Genomic DNA, 19852 nt, shown 5'->3' on the forward strand with positions numbered 1-19852 from the left:
GTACCGACATGGACGTTCGTCAATTCGCCTTCCTGGCCCGCCAGCCTTCGGCTGCCCTGCAACCACGCCAGACCTTCTGGGGCTTGTCCAAGCGTGGGCTGGCTTTCATGCTGGCCAACATGATGTTCTGGCAGCCGCTGGTGGCCATGGCCGACGGCATCGTGGTCAACGGCAGCGGCACCCAACTCGGCCAGGCCGGCAATGGCGTGCCCATCGTCAATATCGCTGCGCCCAGCGCTGCCGGCCTGTCGCACAACAAGTTCAGTGACTACAACGTCGGCCAGCAAGGCGTCATCCTCAACAACGCCACCGGCCGCACCCAAGCCACCCAGCTGGGCGGGATCATTCTCGGCAACAGCAACCTCGGCGGCCGTGCGGCGAGCACCATCCTCAACGAGGTCAATGGTGGCAACCCGAGCCAGCTCAAGGGCTACACCGAGGTGGCCGGGCGCTCGGCCCATGTCATCGTCGCCAACCCTTATGGCGTCACCTGCAACGGCTGCGGTTTCATCAACACGCCGAAGGCCACGCTGACCACCGGCAAGCCGGTGATCGAGAACGGGCAACTGCAGCGCTACCAGGTGGAACAGGGCAGTGTCGCCATCGAAGGTGCCGGGCTCAACGCCAGCAACGTCGACCAATTCGAAATCATTACCCGCAGCGCCAGGATCAATGCCGAGATCCAGGCCCGCCAGCTGGCGCTGGTGGCCGGCAGCAACGACGTGGATGCACACAGCCTGGCCGCCACTGCCCGTAGCGCCGACCCGGCTCAGGCCCCGCAGTTGGCCATTGACTCCTCGGCATTGGGCGGCATGTACGCCAACACCATCAAGCTGGTGGGCACCGAGGCCGGCGTGGGGGTGAAGCTGGACGGCAAGCTGATTGCCAGCGGCGGCGACATCCAGCTCGATGCCAACGGCCAGCTGCGCCTGGCCGAGGCCACTGCAGCCAACGGCTCGGTGGCGATCAAGGCCGGCCAGCTCGATGCTCAGGGCACGGTGTATGCCGGCAATGCACTGCAGGTGCGCACCCAGGGCGACCTGAACAACCGCCAGGCCCTTGCTGCCGGGCAGCGCATCAGCCTCGACAGCGGTGGCCGCCTGAGCAACCAGGGCATCATCGAAGCGGGCGTCAACGCCGACAATAGCCGCAATACCACCGGCGACGTGCGCCTGAACGCCGCGCAGGTGGACAACCATGGTCACACCGTGGTGGCCAGCCGCGACCTGAATGTCACGGCGCGGCAAAGCCTGAACAACCAGGGTGGCACCCTCGCTGCCCAGCGGCAGCTGAGCGCCAGCGCCGCCACCCTCGACAATCGCAATGCCGGCAGGCTGGTGGCCGGCGGCCAGGCCGACCTCACCGCTACCGGCCTGCTCAATGGTCAGGGCGGGCTGATCGACGGCGTGACCGTGAACGCCAAGGTCGGCCAGCTGGACAATACCGCCGGCACGTTGCGCGCTGGCCAGCACCTTGGCCTGACGGCCAATGCTGCGGTGGATAACCGTGGCGGCCAGCTCACCAGCCTGCAGACCCTCAGCCTCGAGGCTGGCCAGGTGAACAACAGTGATGGCGGACGCATCGCCAGCAACCAGGCGCTGCGCGCCAGTGTCACCGGGCTCGACCAGCGCAATGGCGGCCGCCTGACCAGTGCCAGCGAACTGAGCCTGGACCTGAACAAGGGCCAGCTGAACAACCAGGGCGGCCTGATCAATGCGCCGCGCCTGACCCTGGCGAATCTCGGCAGCGTGGATAACCGCCAGGGCGAGATTTCCAGCGCCCAGGCCTTTGCACTGGTGGCCCGCAGCCTCGACAACAGCCTCGGCAAACTGCTCGGCAACCAGAACCTGACCGTGCAGCTGGAACAGGCGCTGAACAATACAGGCGGCCTGGTTTCTGCAAGCGGCGTCGAGGTACGTGCGGCCAGCCTGGACAACCATCAAGGTACCCTGACCAGTCGTGCCAACCTGGTACTGCAGGTGGCAGGTGCCAGCAACAACCAGGCCGGCGAGATTTCCAGCGTCGGCACCACCAGCCTCAAGGGCGGCAGCCTGGACAACCAGGCTGGGCAGGTGAGTGCTGATGGCGCGCTGCAGGTGGCCCTGGACAACGCCTTGGACAATCGCCAGGGCTTGCTCGGCTCTGGCGGGGCGATCGACCTGCAGGCCGGCAGCCTCGACAACCGCCAGGGTGGCAGCCTGGTTGGCGATGCTGGCCTGGCTGCGCGGGTCGCCGGGCTGCTGGACAACCAGCAAGGCGAGATCAACGTCAAGGGTGGCCTCGACCTGCACGCCGGTAAACTCGACAACCGCACCGGCAAGCTGCGCGCCGGCCAGGAGGCGCGGCTGGAGGTCGACCAGCTGGACAATCGCCAGCAAGGGCTGCTGAACAGCCTGGCGGCGTTCAGCTACAAGGGCACGCAGCTGGACAACCGTGGCGGCCTGCTCAGCGCCGCCGGGCCGCTTCGCCTGGAGGGCGCCAGCCTGGACAACAGCGGCGGCAGGGTTTCCAGCCAGCGCGCGCTGGTGGCCCAGCTTGGTCGCATCATCAACCAGGGTGGCGAACTGGTCGCGCAGGGCGACCTGCTGCTCACCGGCACCAGCCTCGACAACCGCAGCAACGGCCTGGTCGGTGGTACCAGCACGTTGCAGCTGAATGTTGCCGACATCGACAACCGTGGCGGGGAGATCTCCACCAGCAAAGGCGTGACGCTGCAAGGCAGCCGTCTGGACAACAGCGACAGTGGCAAGGTCCTTGCCGGTAGCAATCTGCAACTGCAGATGGCCGAGCTGATCAACCGTAACCTGGGCCTGCTGTCTGCTGCGGGCCCGCTGACCCTCGTTGGCCAGCAACTGGACAACAGCCTCGGGCGCCTGGTCAGTGGCGGCGACCTGGACATTGGCTTGGCGGGCGGGCTGGCCAACCAGCAGGGGCTGATCACTGCCGAAGGGCGCCTGGGCGCCACGGTCGGTAGCCTGGACAACAGCAGTGGCAAGCTCTCCAGCGCAGCCGACCTGACCCTGGCCAGCGCAGGCGCACTGCGCAACCGCAGCGGCTCGATCACCACCGATGCCGGGTTGGCCCTCACCAGCGGCAGTCTCGATAACGGCGCGGCCGGCCTGCTCAGCAGCAAGGGCGCGGCCAGGCTCGACACCGGGGCCTTCGACAACGGCCAAGGCGCACAGCTGCTCAGCGGTGATCGCCTCGACCTGAAAACCGGCCAGCTCAACAACGGCCAGGGCAGCCGCATCGCCAGTGAAAAGGCCCTGGTCGCCAGCGTTACCGGGCTGGCCCAGGACGGTGGCCAGCTGTTCAGCAAAAGCGCCTTGACCCTCGACCTGAACCACGGCCAGCTGCGCAACCGCCAGGGCCTGATCAACGCCCCTCTGCTGGTGCTGAACAACCTTGCCGAGGTGGATAATCAACAGGGCGAGATCTCCAGCGCCCAGGCCTTCACCGTGGCCGCGCGCAGCCTGGACAACAGCCATGGCCGGTTGATCGCCGAGCAGGGCCTGACCCTGCGCATCGAGCAGTTGCTGAACAACCTCAAGGGCCTGGTATCGGCCGATGGCCTGGGCCTGCACAGCGGCAGCCTGGACAACAGCCAAGGCCTGATCAGCAGCCGTGCCGGCCAGGTCGTGGCGGTGGACGGTGAGCTGCTCAACGAGGGCGGTACGTTGATCGCCGACCAGCAGCTGGAGCTGCAGGCCGCCAGCCTGGTCAACCAGCAGGGGCAGGTGTCGGCAGGTGGCGCGTTGCAGGCCCGGGTCGGCAAGCTCGACAACCAGGCGGGCGTGCTGGTTGCCGCCACCACCCTCAAGCTCGGCGGTGAGGTACTGGACAACCGCCAGGCTGGCCTGGTGGGCGCGAGCCAAGGCCTCGAAGTGCAGGTCAAGGCCGTGGACAACCGCGGCGGCGAGCTGTCCAGCAAGGCAAACGTGACCCTGGGCGGCGAACGCCTGGACAACAGTGAGGGCGGCAAGGTGCTGGCCGACGGCAAGCTGCAGATGGCCGTCGCGCAAGTGATCAACCGCAGCAAGGGTGTGCTCTCGGGCAAGGCCGGCCTGGGCTTGACCGGCAACAGCCTGGACAACGCCGGCGGCCTGCTGCTCAGCCACAAGGCCCTCGATGCAACGCTGCAAGGCACGCTGGACAACCGCCAGGGCCTGATCAGCGCCGAGGGCACCCTTGGCCTGGCGAGCCACCAGCTCGACAACCGCGCCGGGAGTGTTACCAGTGCCGGTGACTTGACCCTCAAGCACACCGGCAACGTGCTCAACCAGGCTGGCGAACTGGTCACCGATGCCGCGCTGCACCTCAGCGCGGCCCAGGTTGGCAACAGCGACCAGGGCACCATCAGTGCCAAAGGGCCAGCCACCCTTCGCGCCAACAGCCTCGATAACAGCCGCCAAGGCCGTATCGACAGCGCCGCCAGCCTGGGCCTGGTCACCGGGCAGTTGGACAACCGCGACGCCGGGCGCATCGCCAGTGACGGCGCGCTCGACATCAACGCCAGCGGCCTTGATCAGCAAGGCGGCCAGTTGTTCAGCAACAGCGCGCTGACCCTCGACCTCAACCATGGCCTGCTGGACAACCGCCAGGGCCTGCTCAACGCACCGTTGCTGGTGCTCAAGAACCTTGACGGGGTGAACAACCAGGGCGGCGAAATCTCCTCGGCGCAGGCCTTCACCCTGGCGGCCCGCAGCCTGGACAACAGCAACGGCAAGGTACTGAGCAACCAGTCGCTGATGCTGCGCATCGACCAGGCCCTGGGCAACATCAAGGGCCTGATCGCCGCCGCGTCGCTCGATGCCCGCGCTGCCAGCCTGGACAACAGCGGCGGCACGCTGACCAGCCGTGGCGACCTCGGCCTGCAACTGGCCGATGGCCTGAGCAATGGACAGCAAGGCCTGATCAGCGCCGCCGGCCTGCTGGCTATCGCCGCCCGTTCCGTAAATAACCAGGCGGGCTCGCTGCTGGGCAACGCCATTCGTGTCGACTTCGGCAGTGCCACGGGCGACCTGAACAACGACAGTGGCCTGATCACCACCGCCGGTGCGCTGACCCTCGATCACCTGCGCGACCTGAGCAACCGCAGTGGTGAGATTTCCACCCGGCAAGACCTCGGCCTGGCCGGCCGCAACCTGGACAACAGCGCCGGCAAACTGATCAGCAGTGGCCAACTGAATGTTACCGCCCGGCACCTGAACAACCAGGGCGGGCTGGTTTCGGGCTGGCAGGGCCTGGGTGTCAACCTGGGTAGCCTGGACAATCGCCAGCAGGGCACCTTGTCCAGCCGCAACGGCGCGCTGGACGCCCAAGTCAGCGGCGACTTGCTGAACAGCGCCGGTGGCGCCTTGGTCAGCCAGCAAGCCTTGAACGTGACAGCGGCGAGCCTGGACAACAGTGGCGCCGGCATCCTTTCCAGTGCGGGTGGGCAGCGCCTGACCGTCAGCGGCCTGCTGAACAACGCCCAGGGTGGCTTGATCGACAGCGCCGCGGCCCTGACCCTGAATGCCATGGCCCTGGGCAATGGCAGCGGCAGCATCAGTGCCGGGCAGGCGCTCGAAGTGAATGCCGGCAGCCTGGACAACAGCGCCGGCAGCCTGATCGGCAACGCCGCCGTTACCCTCAAGCTGCTCGGTGCCCTTGGCAACAACCACGGCAAGCTCGCCAGCGCCGGCCCCCTGCGCATCGACAACGCCACGCAGATCGACAACCAGGCTGGGCAGATCGCCAGCCAGGGCCTGCTGAGCCTGTTCGCCGCCAGCCTGGACAACCGCAACCGTGGCACCCTGGCCGCCAACCAGCAGTTGACCCTGGCCGTTGACGGCCAACTGCTGAACAGCGCCGATGGCCTGATCTACAGCCAGAACGGCGGTGCCGATGTGCGCGCCGCCAGCCTGGACAATGCCAAGGGCACCCTGCAGAGCCAGGGCGCCTTGCGCCTGGCCAGCGGTGATATCGACAACCAGAGTGGCCGCATCCTCGCCGACGCTGGCGACCTCGATGTCAGCGCCGGCAACCTGAACAACCGTGGCGGCGTGCTGTCCAGCCTGCACGGCACGTTGGCCGCCGACCTGCGCGGTGTGCTGAGCAACGGTTACGACCAGGCCAACAACCGCCAGGGTGGCATCACCCAGGCCCAGGCCCTCGACCTCAAGGTGCAGGGGGGCATCGACAACTATGGCGGGCGGATTGCGGCACAGGCCGGCGACGCCCTGGTCACCACCGGCGATTTCGACAATCGCAACGGTGGCCTCTACGCCCAGGGGCTGGTCAAGGTCAGCGGTGGCAATTTCGACAACAGCGGCGACAACGATGGGCAGATCGCCGGCCGACGCATCGACCTCGACCTCAGCGGGGCACTGAACAACCGCCTGGGCATCATCGAAAGTGACAGCACCCTGGCGATCAAGGCGGCCAGCCTCGACAACCAGACCGGCCAGCTGCGCGCCCTGGGCAGCGGCGGTGCTACCCGCCTGCAGCTTGGTGGGCAATTCGACAACCGCAACGGCAGCTTGGAAACCGCAAACAGTGACCTCGGCCTCGACATTGGCAGTTTCCTCAATGCCGGCGGCAGCCTGCTGCACGTCGGCAGTGGCAACTTCGACATCAGCACCGCTAACGTCACCGGCGCCGGCGGCAGTATCGTCACCCGCGGCGGCCTGACCCTCAACGCTGGCAGCTGGAGCAATAGCAACGTCATCCAGGCCGGGCGCCTGACGCTCAATGTCGGCAACTTCAGCCAGACCGCCAACGGCCAGTTGCTGGCCAGCGAAGCGCTGGTCGGCAGCGGCAGCGACTGGAGCAACGACGGCCTGATCGCCAGTGACGGCAGCCTCAGCCTCAACCTTGGCGGCACCTATGCCGGCAATGGCCGCCTGAGCAGCCGTGGCACCCTCGGCCTCAGCGCCGCACAGGTGAACCTGGGCAGCGCCGGCAGCATTGCCGGCGGTGGCGCCACCAGCGTCTCGGTAGCCGGGCAGCTGAACAATGCCGGGCGCCTGACCTCTGCTGGCGGGCTCAACCTCGGCGCGGGCGGCGTCAACAACCAGGGTACCCTGGGGGCTGGCGAAGCGCTGAGCGTGACCACTGGCGCCCTGGTCAACAGCGACCACGGCCTGATCTTCAGCGGCAAGGACATGGGCCTGCGGGTCGCCAGCCTGAGCAACAGCTATGCCGACGTCTACAGCCTGGGCAGCCTGACCATCGACCGCGACGGCCAGGGTGGCCTGGCCAGCAGCATCGTCAACCGTTCCGGCTCGCTGCAGAGCGACCTGTCGATGAGCCTGGCGGCGAGCACCATTCACAACGTACGGGCGGTGCTGCAGACCGAGGACAAGGGCATCTACACGGCCCGCGTCGGCGAGGTGGCCTGCATCGAGGGCTATAACGCCGGCGACTGCGGTGGCAAGCGCAACCACGTGTGGGAAATCGTCCAGCGTGACAAGTTCGAGGTGCTCGACGCCAGCGCCGCCTCCAGCATCACCACCGGCGGCAACCTGACCATCCACGGCGGCGACTTGCTCAACAGCAGCAGCACCATCGGCGCTGCTGGCAACCTGGTAGCCACGGTCGGCAACCTGACCAACAGCGGTGTGGAAACCGGCGAGACCGAAACCACGCGCATTTTCCGTTCCGAGCGCACCCGCAACGCCGGTGCCTGGTACCAGCTCGCCAGCTCGATCACCAGCAAATACTGGTATGAAAGCCCCGGTTACAACCCTGACAACCTGGGCGGCCTGCAAGCCGACCTGGCCAGGTTCATCGGCATGACCGAAGCGGAGCTGGTGAGCCTGGGCAGCACCCGCAAACTGGCGGCTGGCGACCAGAGCTACGCCGCCGTGATGCAGGCCAATGGCGCAGTGAGCATCAGCGCCGGCAATGGCATCGACAACAGCGTCGTGCGCCCAGGCTACGCCTACATCGGCAGCGGTGCGCGTACCGATACCACGGCACCTGGCACGGCATTCTCCACCCGCATCACCCTCAACCAGCAGTTGCCGCCAGACCTGGCCCAGCAGCAGGTCAACCCGCTGGCGCTGCCCGGTTTCAGCCTGCCCAGCGGGCAGAACGGCCTGTTCCGCCTGAGCAGCGAGGCGGGCAGCACACCCGCCAGCGGCCCGCAAAGCTGGAGCATGGGCGGCGCGAGCCTGAGTGTGGCGCAGCGCCAGCAGCCGTTGCCGCTGGCCCAGGGGCGTACGCTCAGCATCGGTGCTGCCGAACAGGCAACCGCTAGCGGCACCACCCTGAACACTGCCGACCGCACGCAGGCGAACGTCGCCGGCAATGCCAGCGTCGTCGACACCAGCCTGCCTGGCAACGTGGGCGGCCCCGCGCTGCCAGGTCGCTCGGCCGTGGACGACGGCATCAGCCAGGCCTCCACGCTCAATGGCCAGGGCCCGCTCACCCTCGAGCGCGTACAAGGCCTGCCCGACAGCAGCGTGCGCAGCAACCCGCACAAGTACCTGATCGAAACCAACCCGGTGCTCACCGACCTCAAGCAGTTCATGAGTTCCGACTACCTGCTGGCGAACCTTGGCTACAACCCGGACGAAAGCGCCAAGCGCCTGGGCGATGGCTTCTACGAGCAGAAACTGATCCAGCAGGCCGTGCTCGCCCGTACCGGGCAACGCTACATCGATGGCCAGAACACTGACGAACAGCTGTTCAAGTACCTGATGGACAATGCCATCCAGAGCAAGCAACAGCTCAACCTGGCAGTGGGCGTGAGCCTCACCTCCGAACAGGTGGCGGCGCTGACCCATGACATCGTCTGGCTGGAAAGCGCCGAGGTGAACGGCGAGCAGGTGCTGGTGCCGGTGCTCTACCTGGCGCACGGCAACAATCGCCTGGCCCCCAACGGCGCGCTGATCGCCGGCAACGATGTCAACCTGATCGCCGGCCAGAACCTCGACAACGTCGGCACCCTGCGCGCCAGCAACAACCTCTCGGCCAAGGCCGGCAACAACCTGGTCAACAGCGGCCTGGTCGAGGCTGGCAACCGCCTCGACCTGCTGGCTGGCAACAACCTGGTGAACAAGGCCGGTGGCATCATCGCCGGGCGGGACGTCAGCCTGTCCGCCGTACAGGACGTGATCAACGAACGCACCCTGACCTCGCACCAGAGCAGCAACGGCAGCTACGCCCAGCAGCGCGACTTCGTCGATAACGCCGCCCGCGTGGAGGCCGCGAACAACCTGGCGATCAACGCCGGGCGCGACCTGAGCAACCACGGCGGCGTGCTCAGCAGCGCTGCCGACACCAGCCTGAAGGCTGGTCGCGATGTGAAGCTGACCTCGGTCGAGCAGGTCGTGGTCAACGACCGCGGCGTACGCCACACCGACAGCAGCGTGACCCAGAACGGCTCGAGCGTGCAGGCCGGGCGTGACCTGATTGTCAGCGCCGGGCGCGATATCAGCGCAGTGGCCAGTGCAATCGAGGCCAAGCGGGATGTGGCGATGGCGGCGACGGGCGATCTGCAACTGGCAGCGGCCACCAACGAGCAGCACTCGGCGAGCAAGACCCGGAAAGTCACCAGCCAGGAGGACCATGTCCAGCAGGTGGGCAGCACCGTGGTGGCTGGCGGCAATGTGGCATTGAAGGCCGGAGACGACCTTGCCCTGAGCGCCAGCCGCGTGACTGCAGGCGATGAGGCATACCTTTACGCTGGCGGCGATGTGCAGCTGGTCGCGCAGGAGAACAGCGACTACAGCTACTACCGCAAGACCAAGACCAGCCACTCCGGGCTATCCAGCAGCCAGAAGACCCGCATCGACAGTTCGACGGCCATCACTCAGCAAGGCTCATCGGTCAGTGGTGACACGGTGGTCGTTCGCGCCGGGCAGGATATCGGCGTGTCGGGCAGCAGCATCGTGTCGACCAACGACACCAGCCTGCTGGCGGGCCGCAACGTGCAGATCGATAGCGCGACCGAAACGTTCGAGCAGAGCCACGCGAGTTCGAAGAAGAAGTCGGGCCTGCTCAGCAGCGGTGGCATCGGCTTCACGTTGGGCTCGACCAGCCTGGAAAAGACCTCGACCAGCACCAGTGAGAATGCCAAGGCCAGCACCATTGGCAGTGTACTGGGCAATGTCACCATCGAGGCGGGCAAGGACCTCGGTATCAAGGGGTCGGAGGTTATCGCCGGCAAGGACATCACCCTGGTCGGGCAGAACGTCGAGATCGTTGCTGCCGAAAACCACAACACCAGCGAGCAGACCTCCAAGAGCAAGAGCAGCGGCTTGACCCTGGCGTTGTCCGGTACGGTTGGCAGTGCCATCGACACCGCTTACCAGATTACCAGGCAAGCGACCCAGGAAGAGGACAGCCGGCTTTCTGCCCTTCAGGGTATCAAGGCCGGCCTGACCGGTGTCCAGGCCTGGCAGGCTGCCCAGCAGAACGGCGGCATGACGGCGGCCAATGCTGGCCAGTTCGTGGGCATCGCCGTATCGCTGGGCGGGCAAAAGTCGAGCTCACGGCAGACCCAGGAACAGACCGTCAGCCAGGGCAGCAGCCTGACCAGTGGCAACAACCTGAGCATTGTGGCCACCGGCAACGGGGCCGGCAGCGGCGGCGACATCCGGGTCCAAGGCAGTCAACTGAAGGCCGGCAACGACCTGCTGTTGTCCGCTGAACGCGACATCCATCTTGAGGCTGCGGCCAATACGCAAAAGCTCGATGGCAAGAACAGCAGCAGCGGCGGCGCTGTTGGCGCCAGCATCGGTGTTGGTCCCAAAGGTGGTGGCCTCAGCATCTTTGCCAACGCCAACAAGGGCGCCGGCAACGAGAAAGGCAACGGCACGACCTGGACCGAAACCACCCTGGACGCCGGTAATGAGGCGACCCTGCGCAGCGGGCGGGATACCGCGCTCAAAGGCGCGCAGGTCAACGCCGCGAAGATCACCGCCGACGTGGGGCGTGACCTGACGCTGCAGAGCCTGCAGGACACCGACAACTACAAGTCCAAGCAGACCAATGTCAGCGGCGGGCTGAGCGTCACCATCATCGGTACTGGCGGGGCGAGCGGCAGTCTCAGCGTCAGCAAGACCAAGCTCGACTCCAAGTACCAGAGCGTGCAGGAGCAGACCGGTCTGTTCGCCGGCAAGGGCGGTTATCAGGTCGATGTCGGCAAGCACACCCAGCTCGACGGCAGCGTCATTGCCAGTACCGCCGATGCCGACAAGAACCGCCTGAGCACCGGCACCTTGGGCTGGAGCGCTATCGCCAACAAGGCGGAGTTCAAGAGCCAGATGGTCAGTGCCAGCATCAGCGGTGGCAATGGTGGTACTGACAGGTTCACCAGCAACATGCCCAGCGGCACGTTGATCGCCTACAACCACAGCGGCAGTGCCAGCGGCACCACGGCTTCGGCCATTTCCGAGGGCACGCTGGAAATCCGAGACCCGGGCCGGCAGCAGCAGGATGTGGCCAGCCTTAGTCACGACGTCGAGCATGCCAACGACAGCATCAGCCCGATCTTCGACAAGGAGAAGGAACAGCGGCGGCTGCAGCAGGTGCAGCTGATTGGTGAAATCGGCACACAGGTATCGGACATCGTCCGTACCGAGGGGCAGCTGAAGGCCGACAAGGAGGCGCGTGCGGAACTTGATGCACGCGGCATCCCGGCGCCGGGTAAAGGGGCAAGCGATGAGGCGGTCAAGGCGTACCAGGAACAACTGGTCGCCACCGAGGCTTACCAGCGCATCATGGGTAAGTACGGCACCAGTGGTGATTATCAAAAGGTCACCCAAGCCGTTACGGCTGCCTTGCAGGGGCTGGCGGGCGGCGACCTCGGTGGTGCGCTTGCCGGTGCGTCGGCACCTTACCTGGCCGGGGTTATCAAGAAAGTAGCGGGTAATAACGAAAACGTCCGAGTCATGGCCCATGCCGTGTTGGGCGCTGTGGTGGCGCAGGCCCAGGGTAACTCGGCGGCTGCGGGTGCGGCCGGTGCAGCTACGGGTGAGTTGATCGCCGCTCGGATCTACCCTGACAAGAGTCGGGATCAACTGAGTGAGGAAGAGAAACAGACCATCTCTGCGTTGGCAACGCTTGCATCAGGGTTGGCAGGTGCTGCAACGGGCGGAGGCTTGGCAGATGCTGTCGCAGCGGGCCAGGCGGGAAGGAACGCCGCGGAAAACAACGCGCTGAGCGATATTGCTGAGGCATTGGCGGCAGGCAAGACACCGGAGATGGTGGCCGAAGAGCATGTCAAGGCAGAAAACGAACGCTACAAGCAGCAGAACTGCGCCGGGTTAAGCTCGGATGCCTGCTCGGTCAAGATGTACAAGGAGCGGCGGGAACACCTAAAAGGTACTCTGTCGACGGGGGCTGATTTTGTACCCGTAATTGGTGATATAAAGAGCTATGCGGAAGCGGAGAGCGCGCTGGATTATCTCGCCGCAACCATAGGTGTCGTCCCGGGTGTAGGGGATGCTGCGGGCAAGGCGATTAAAGCGGCTGAAACAGCGCTGAAGAAAGGGAACCTTGCTGAAGCGTCTCGGCTGATTAATGAAAGCAGTCGGCACATTGCGTCTGGTGCGAGAGTAGTTGATAACTCAGTCATCGGAAGGCCAAGAGTTGGGAGCGCAAATAAACTTCCTGATGGACAGCACGGGTTTAATGACATAATTGATAACTATGCTGGTGATGCAGCTAGATTTGAGATACCAACCAAAGGACCAGGTGGCGAGGTGGTTAGGGTGTCAGAGTTACGACAAATTGAAGGCAGCAATAACGGAATTGGTGGGGTTTTTGAATGGATTGTTGATCAAGGTAATGTGACTCATCGACGCTTTATTCCTGGTGGCAAAGTAACTGGTCTGCCTAACCAAGTTCCTAAAAAATAAGGGGAGGGGTGATGACTCCACTTGGTGTATTGATTAGTTTGGGTTTGGTTTGTTGGTCAACCATTTATTGGGGATTTAGGAAGCGCTGGGTAGGTCGAGAAGATATTTTTGAATTTGCCATGAATCAGCTTTTAAATGGTTGTGAAAGCGAGCAGGTTGCTATCATTGCTGGTGGTGAATATTTAAGCGATGAAGAAATTCTTGAGATTGTCTCAAGACAAATGGAGATGACGAATTGTGCTGCCGAAATGGATAAGTGGCGCTTAGCTTTTCTACTTTGTATTGATGTGTCGAATGATAGTGACGAAAATAAAATAAATAGGCTTCAAGAGGTCTATGCAGACTTTGATTATCCGGAAGATATGGCTTCTTGTAGTATTTACTCTCAAGATGGTATTGACCCGCTTGTGGCAATGAATCAAGTTTTGGCAGCACTAAGCGAGAGGTTTTGCTCCAGTAATTTGATGGTGCAAAAGCAACTGGCGAAGTAGTGCCAGTCGCGCCTGTTGTTTCTTCCGGTAAGTCCCGGACAGGTGTTGTATGGGCAAGCAAGGCGACGATCATGTCCTATCAGGACAAACTGGTTGTTAGCGACGCTTGCAGCGAATCATGGGCAAGCACGGCACCAGCGGTGACTACCAGCGCGTGACCCTTGTCGTGACAGCGGCACTGCAAGGGTTGGCGGGCAGTGATATCGGTTCTGCGCTGGCAGGCGCATCAACACCATACCTCGCGCAAGTGATCAAGAAATCCACTGGCGACAATAAAGCACTCAACGTCATGGCCCATGCGGTTTTGGGTGCCGTTGTCGCCCAGGCGCAGGGCAACTCGGCGGCGGCCGGTGCAGCGGGTGCGGCCGGCGGCGAGCTGGTTGCCCGCCTGATCACTCAGCAGTTGTATGGCACCAGCGACAGCAACTCGCTCAGCGAAGAACAGAAACAGACCGTTTCTGCGCTGTCGACGCTGGCAGCCGGGCTTTCGGGTGGCCTGGTGGAAGGTAATAGCGCTGGGGCGGTCGCAGGTGCTGGTGCGGGGCGTAACGCGGTTGAAAACAACCTGCTGGCGAACAAGTACGGCGTTGAACGGCTGGATGCAGCCAGCCGGGCGTTGTACGAGAAGCTCAAGGCTGCTGGTATTGGCAGCATTGATGAGTTGCACGAGCGGTATAAAGCCTGTGGAGGAAATGGCAACTGCGAGGTTGGTATTCGTGATGAATACCGGCAGCAGGAGAAACAGGCTGGGGAAAAGCTTGTTGAGCTGTACCAGAGCGGCAGGCTGAGCAAAGCGGAATACGACCTTCTGGTAACGGATTACGCCATTGCGATGATGAGGGGGGTAGTGGACGCGCAGAAGAGCGACGCCGACGCGAGCTTCCTTGATGTCTATGCGCTGTCGGGCAGCGACTGGTCGCCTATGGGCGTTGTTGCCAATCGGTATGTGAAGGCGATCAGAAAGAGTGAGCTGTTTGCGGAGTGGATAGGGCAAGGGTTAAGTGAGGAGGCAATCATTGAGCGGGCACGTCAGGATGACTTGCTCGGCTCGACTTTGTCGCCGGTGGATGTGCCAGGGATCATCAGCCTTGTCGATAAAGGTGCTTCGCGGGATGATGTAGTAAAATTTGCGGCGGTGCTGATACTAGGCAAAGCTACCAGCGGTGCAAAAGCTAGCGTGGATGCGCCTAAGGGGGGGGGTGGGCCTACTTATCGGCCGGCAGATAGCGACCAATTCGAAAAGATTCTGACTTCGTATTACGGTGCGGATAAAACTGGCAGCAGGGTCGGAAACGGTGGATTGGCTGACGCTGTGCGTTATGAGAAAGCTACAGGTGACATGTTGTCTCCTGCTGGGTATGAGCAAAAAGCCATCGAGGTCAGGAATAGACTAAGCGATCTAGTTCGTAATGCTGACAATCAACCACCCGGCAAATACCCTTACAGTCAGCGGGATATTGATTTTGCTAAACAGCTAATAAAGGATATCGACAATGCTCTTGGCCGATGAGTACTTCAGAAAATTTGTTCTGTGGTTGGCTTCTTTACCCTTCTGTTCCGCTGAAGCTCTGGAGGCTTCATTAGAAGAGTTGGGCGGGGTGGGTGGCATCGTTGAGAACTCATACTATATATCTGCGTACGAGTTTTTAGGTTGCACTCTGGTGCAGAAAAATTCATTTGAATGCATACTGGAGTTTCTTCGGGGTTTTGAGTTGGAGTTAAGTGAAAATCCTGAGTATCTGTACTATTTTGTTGAGTCTATAGTCGACCATTCTCTGGTTCGTGGTGATGATCTCGAGACGTTAATAAGTGCGGCGCCTGACAACTACAAAACATTCTTGCGTAGACGGTTTTTGCCGAGGTCCTCGATCAGTTGAAAAGTTGGCTCGACAAGACGCACTCGCAAATCACGCCGCAAAGCGTACTGGGTAAGGCGGTGCATTACCTGGCAAACAACTGGAACCGCCTGGAACGGTATGTCGAGGCGGGCCATCTGCCGATCGACAACAACCTGGCGGAGCGGGCGATAAAGCCATTTTTCATCGGGCGCAAGGCGTAGCTTTTCAGTGATACGGCCATGGGCGCGACGGCCAGTGCGCAGATCTACAGCCTTGTCGAGACTGCGAAGGTCAACGGCCAAGAGCCCTATACGTGGCTGCGCCACGTACTGGAGCGGTTGCCGCAGGCCTCATTGGTAGAAGACTTCGAGGCGTTGCTGCCGTGGAACTGCTCACCAGAGATGCCACGGTAAACCTGAGGCCCATCTGGCGGTAGGTGGGGTTCATGGATCGCTTACGATGGCTGGGCACAGCGAAGTTTTTGATGTCGGCAAAGGGCTTATTGGCTCTGGAAGTCAAAATTTTGTGGCTACCGTTCTGCTAAGCTAGGGCAGGTTGCCGAGTCGCTGATGAAGCGAGAAAGCGCGGCGCGAGCGGCTGCACAAGGGGCAGGGACAGGAAAGGCGCCATACACCTCGACTGTCTCGACGGATGCTGAAACTGGCATGCCGTATACCCACCCGGAGAAGGATGCTGGCGCAAAGGCAACAGGTGTGGCTGGAGACAGTGCTGGTGCTATGCGCCGGCTGGACTACGAAGCAGCGCCCTATAAAGGGAAAGTTGATAATGCCGTTAAGAGTCGTGCCCCGATTAATGGGCAGGATGCACTGGATAGTTCAATCCAAGTTAAGACTACGTCCCCTCGCCGAGTCGTAATTGATTACGAGTCGAAAGAGTTTGTGGTTTTTGATAAGACTTTGGATACGACTTATCACGGCCATGTCCGCTCTTGGAAAGACTTGCATCCAGATATGCAAAAAGCCTTGCAACAGACTGGAATGGCTGATCGCAAAGGCAACATTTTTGTTGGCGGAAAGCAATGATGAACTATCAGGACTCCCAACGAATGAGTAAGCAAGCTGCTGAGAAAGCCTTTGCCTCGACTGAGGTTAAGCGTATTTGTGAGGCATTGGTGTCCATTGCGTTTTATGAGTCAGATTGGAAGTGGGTGCAGAGCAAATGCTTAGAGTTTCTCAGCAACGAAAATCCCGAAATTAGAGGGCTTGCGGCAACTTGCCTTGGGCATATAGCAAGAATTCATCGCCAGCTTGTGAAAGAGAAGGTGCTCAATGCCCTTCTGGTCATCTAGATGAGCCTGCTATCTCAGGGCAGGTTGAGGATGCTCTGGATGACATTGATATGTTCTTGCAGTGACCAGCTATGCATTGCCCCATGATTGGGGAAATGCCGTCCTAACTGGTCCCACTCGGCCGGCAGCAGCCGATTTGCATCATCGACGCATCATGTCTGCCTCACGCCGGTGAACTGCTTCTTTTGTGCTATCGGGCTGCCGAGTTATCAGCCATCTGTTACTGTCTCTCAGCTATTGGGCGGCTATCTTTGTTCTACTTCTCGGCTACCGCTGCCAGCGGTCGGGCCGCTGGCAAAGGGTTTGATCCTCTGGCCGATGCTTGCTCTTAAATCGGTGCGGTTTTCGCGGTGTTTGGCTGCCCTTAAACCCCAGTCTGTTGGCGATATACCATACGCACCTTGCCGGTGCGGCCAAAGTCCCGAATCCACTGGGGTGCAGCGTGTAGTTAGAGGCGACTAAAGACTGCCCTGCAGACCGCGTATTTATTGGGCAGGCGGGAAGGAACGCCGCGGAAAACAACGCGCTTAGCGATATTGCTGAGGCATTGGCGGCAGGCAAGACACCGGAGGTGGTGGCCGAGAGCATGTCAAGGCAGAAAACGAACGCTACAAGCAGCAGAACTGCGCTGGGTTAAGCTCGGATGCCTGCTCGGTCAAGATGTACAAGGAGCGGCGGGAACAGCTAAAGGATACACTTTCGACGGGGGCCGACTTTATACCCGTAATTGGTGATATAAAGAGCTATGCGGAAGCGGAGAGCGCGCTGGATTATCTCGCCGCAACCATAGGCGTCGTCCCGGGTGTAGGGGATGCTGCGGGCAAGGCGATTAAAGCGGCTGAAACAGCGCTGAAGAAAGGGAACCTTGCTGAAGCGTCTCGGCTGATTAATGAGACCAGTCAGTACGTAGCGTCTGGTGCAAAAGGGGCGGGGACAGGGAAGGCACCGTATACTTCGACTGTGTCGACGGATGCTGAAGCTGGCATGCCCCACCCGGAGAAGGACGCTGGTGTAAAAGGTGGAGCTGTTCGCTCCGGCGCCGAAAATGGGGCCTTGTATCCAAAGCTGAAGGATCAACTAATACAAGAAAGCCTGAGCAATATCGCCGCTCAGGACTCAAGATTAGCTGTTGCTGTGAACGGCAATGGAACGAAGGATCTGAACTTTTCTATAGGTCAAGGTACATCTTCCGAAGCTAATCAGTTAGGTAAAACCTGGGTTGGAGATGGCGCGACAAAAACAAGTGATGGGCTTGGTTTGATTAGCGCAGACGGTACTCGTGTATATAGGCCGCCAACTCCTAAAAATTCATCGTTCGCAACGACAGGCGTACAGGCAAATTTTGAAATGTACAGCATCAATCCTGTAACAGGTCAGCGCGTAAAAGTAAGTAATGGTCATCTGGATGTGGCTGATTAGGAGGAATGATGCGTGCTGTTATAAAAGGTATTTCTAATGATGTTTTTGATGTTGAGACTTACTGCCCTAAGAGCCTAGACAATTTTTCTTTGAGTCTTCGCATTCGGATTGGGCTTGATTGCACGCAAGGGGCAGATGATTTTGAGCTTTTTATCTGCACACCAAAGTGGCTAGAAGAGTCAGTATGGGAGGCTCGTTGGGGGAGAGGTCTATTAATAGTTAGAGAATATGACTTTTCGACTATTAAGGAGTTGATTCATGATTATGTGAGTCGCTGTGAGGGAGACAGCTGGGAATCTATCGCGATACAGCTAGGAAAGGTATTTTGTTGGGAGTTTGATGATTACCAAACCTAGTCAATAGGAGTATTATTTAACACCGGCCTCGCGCCGGTGTTGTCTTTTCCGCTTACTGCAAAACTTCCCTTCCTTCACTGCTCGCTTTAGTCGTGGCCTGAGCGATCAGGGCCTCCCAGATCTGCCCAACAAATTTCTGCTGGCTCTTGGGCAGTTGGTCGATGGTTTCCAGCTGCTGTTGCCATTTCCACATCACCCAAACACTGTCAGGACCTATTGGAGAAATGACCCCAGATCGTTCACTAGTTCAACAACGCAACTATCACACTAATCCTAATACAGTTCTCTCTGGTATTGTTGCCGGGGGTGTCACCTTTAGGGTGTATTTGGATAAGGCCACAGGAACGGTGACAAACTTTCACCCAAAGTAATGGTGAGGCACTTATGAAAGAGCTGTTTGGTCAGCCATATAGCGAGTCAGACCCTTATTGGATCGTTAAAGGGTATTTTGATAGGATGTATGACGATGGCTACTTTATTGACGCGGTTGGTTGTATCGTGAAGCGCTGGGGATTCAGTACAGACGGGGCGTACTGTAACTTCCCTGATGAAAATAGTCCGTTTGATGAAGAGCACTTTGAGGGGGTTGAATTTGCTTATGGCTATCCCCCTAAGGATGAAGACGCAGTTGTTGTGAGCGAAACGGTTTGTTCTGAATACATTCGGTTGGCTTGTGAAAGATATCTTCAACGCCATCCTGAAGATACTGCGAAAGTAAAAGAACTTTTGGATAAGCTCTCTTTTTAATCCCGCATAAAAGTAGCCCCGGGCACTGCTGTAATGCTGTTCACTTAAGCGGAGCAGCCTTACGATCCACTGGATACCGGGTTTTGGAAATGTTCACCGTCCTTGGTCTTCCCGGCCTTGGACGGTGATCCAGAAACATCCCTCCGATAGCTCCCCTTAGCTCAGCCAACCTTCTGCCTGTTGCCGATAACGGATCGGCAGCTGCCATGACGATCAGTTGCACCCCAATGTACTGTCAGGCGGGTTTAAAGCGTATGTGAAGGCGTTCGGCCAAAGGCTACTGCGGCCTGACTGGCCTCTCGAAGCATGATGTTGTAAGCTAGTAAAAAGCCCCAGCGCTCCAGGTACGGCTCGGCGACGGCCTCTGCGCTATAGCGCTCTGCAGGCAGTGAAGTGAGCAGCGACCTTATGTGCCCATGGCTTTCATAGCTGAATTCGCGTACTTCCCAGTGGGAGGGCAAATTCGGATTTCGCTTGCGTGCCCGGGGCGAAACCTTCATCCGCCCCCGGCGATCATGCTCGCCTTCCTCCAGCACCAGGTTCTTGCAAGCTGGCGTGAGTCAGTGCCGATTGTTTCGCTCATCGGCAACGCTCAGTAGCAAATCACCCCCCCGAAGCCTTTGTCGAACAACGTGATCGAATTGCCCTGAATCTGGCCCAAGAAGGTTTCGGGCAGAAAATGCTGCTGATGAGTTTTCTGCTGGTCTTCCAAACTATGCAACACATTCAACAGCGAAGAGCTATCAGTCAACGGCGCCCCGAGATCTGAATGAGCAGACGTTGTGGAACCGAGTGATAGAAAATCCCTCTGCTGGCCGTGATACAAAACTAGCGGGCGATA

General features: G+C 60.5%; 9 protein-coding genes and 2 pseudogenes. 10 read left to right on the plus strand and 1 reads right to left on the minus strand.

Annotated elements, in window-relative coordinates; translation table 11 throughout:
* Window positions 1-8 precede the first annotated feature (8 nt).
* From ACJA3S_RS05615 to cdiI, 10 genes and pseudogenes are all read left to right on the plus strand, one after another.
* Window positions 9-12851 carry a hemagglutinin repeat-containing protein gene (locus ACJA3S_RS05615; protein WP_406821111.1) on the plus strand — a complete coding sequence of 4281 codons (12843 nt, stop codon included), beginning with the start codon at window positions 9-11 and terminating at the stop codon, window positions 12849-12851.
* A gap of 11 nt (window positions 12852-12862) precedes the next feature.
* On the plus strand, window positions 12863-13342 hold the full coding sequence (locus ACJA3S_RS05620) for a DUF2247 family protein (protein WP_406821112.1): 480 nt from the start codon (window positions 12863-12865) through the stop codon (window positions 13340-13342).
* Between the two features lie 106 nt (window positions 13343-13448).
* Window positions 13449-14852 carry a VENN motif pre-toxin domain-containing protein gene (locus ACJA3S_RS05625; RefSeq protein WP_406821113.1) on the plus strand — a complete coding sequence of 468 codons (1404 nt, stop codon included), beginning with the start codon at window positions 13449-13451 and terminating at the stop codon, window positions 14850-14852.
* The gene (locus tag ACJA3S_RS05630; RefSeq protein WP_200626769.1) at window positions 14836-15219 is read left to right on the plus strand and encodes a hypothetical protein; all 384 of its coding nucleotides are present in this window, start codon (window positions 14836-14838) and stop codon (window positions 15217-15219) included. The genes ACJA3S_RS05625 and ACJA3S_RS05630 overlap by 17 nt, the downstream gene beginning before the upstream one ends.
* A pseudogene (locus ACJA3S_RS05635) lies at window positions 15204-15593 on the plus strand (transposase); the annotation flags it as partial. The gene ACJA3S_RS05630 and the pseudogene ACJA3S_RS05635, both read left to right, overlap by 16 nt.
* A gap of 156 nt (window positions 15594-15749) precedes the next feature.
* On the plus strand, window positions 15750-16223 hold the full coding sequence (locus ACJA3S_RS05640) for a hypothetical protein (protein ID WP_406821114.1): 474 nt from the start codon (window positions 15750-15752) through the stop codon (window positions 16221-16223).
* A 23-nt stretch (window positions 16224-16246) separates the two neighbouring features.
* Window positions 16247-16489 carry a hypothetical protein gene (locus ACJA3S_RS05645; RefSeq protein WP_406821115.1) on the plus strand — a complete coding sequence of 81 codons (243 nt, stop codon included), beginning with the start codon at window positions 16247-16249 and terminating at the stop codon, window positions 16487-16489.
* 660 nt (window positions 16490-17149) lie between these two features.
* On the plus strand, window positions 17150-17908 hold the full coding sequence (locus ACJA3S_RS05650; protein WP_406821116.1) for a hypothetical protein: 759 nt from the start codon (window positions 17150-17152) through the stop codon (window positions 17906-17908).
* Window positions 17909-17916: 8 nt separating this feature from the next.
* Window positions 17917-18264, plus strand: coding sequence for an immunity 8 family protein (locus ACJA3S_RS05655; RefSeq protein WP_406821117.1), 348 nt, complete (start codon window positions 17917-17919; stop codon window positions 18262-18264).
* Between the two features lie 384 nt (window positions 18265-18648).
* On the plus strand, window positions 18649-19011 hold the full coding sequence (gene cdiI / locus ACJA3S_RS05660) for a ribonuclease toxin immunity protein CdiI (RefSeq protein ID WP_406821118.1): 363 nt from the start codon (window positions 18649-18651) through the stop codon (window positions 19009-19011).
* A gap of 40 nt (window positions 19012-19051) precedes the next feature.
* Here the strand turns inward: cdiI and ACJA3S_RS05665 are convergent.
* Window positions 19052-19765: pseudogene (locus tag ACJA3S_RS05665) on the minus strand (transposase); the annotation flags it as partial.
* Window positions 19766-19852: the final 87 nt, after the last annotated feature.

Source organism: Pseudomonas sp. KnCO4 (assembly GCF_045344305.1).
GTDB lineage: Bacteria > Pseudomonadota > Gammaproteobacteria > Pseudomonadales > Pseudomonadaceae > Aquipseudomonas > Aquipseudomonas anuradhapurensis.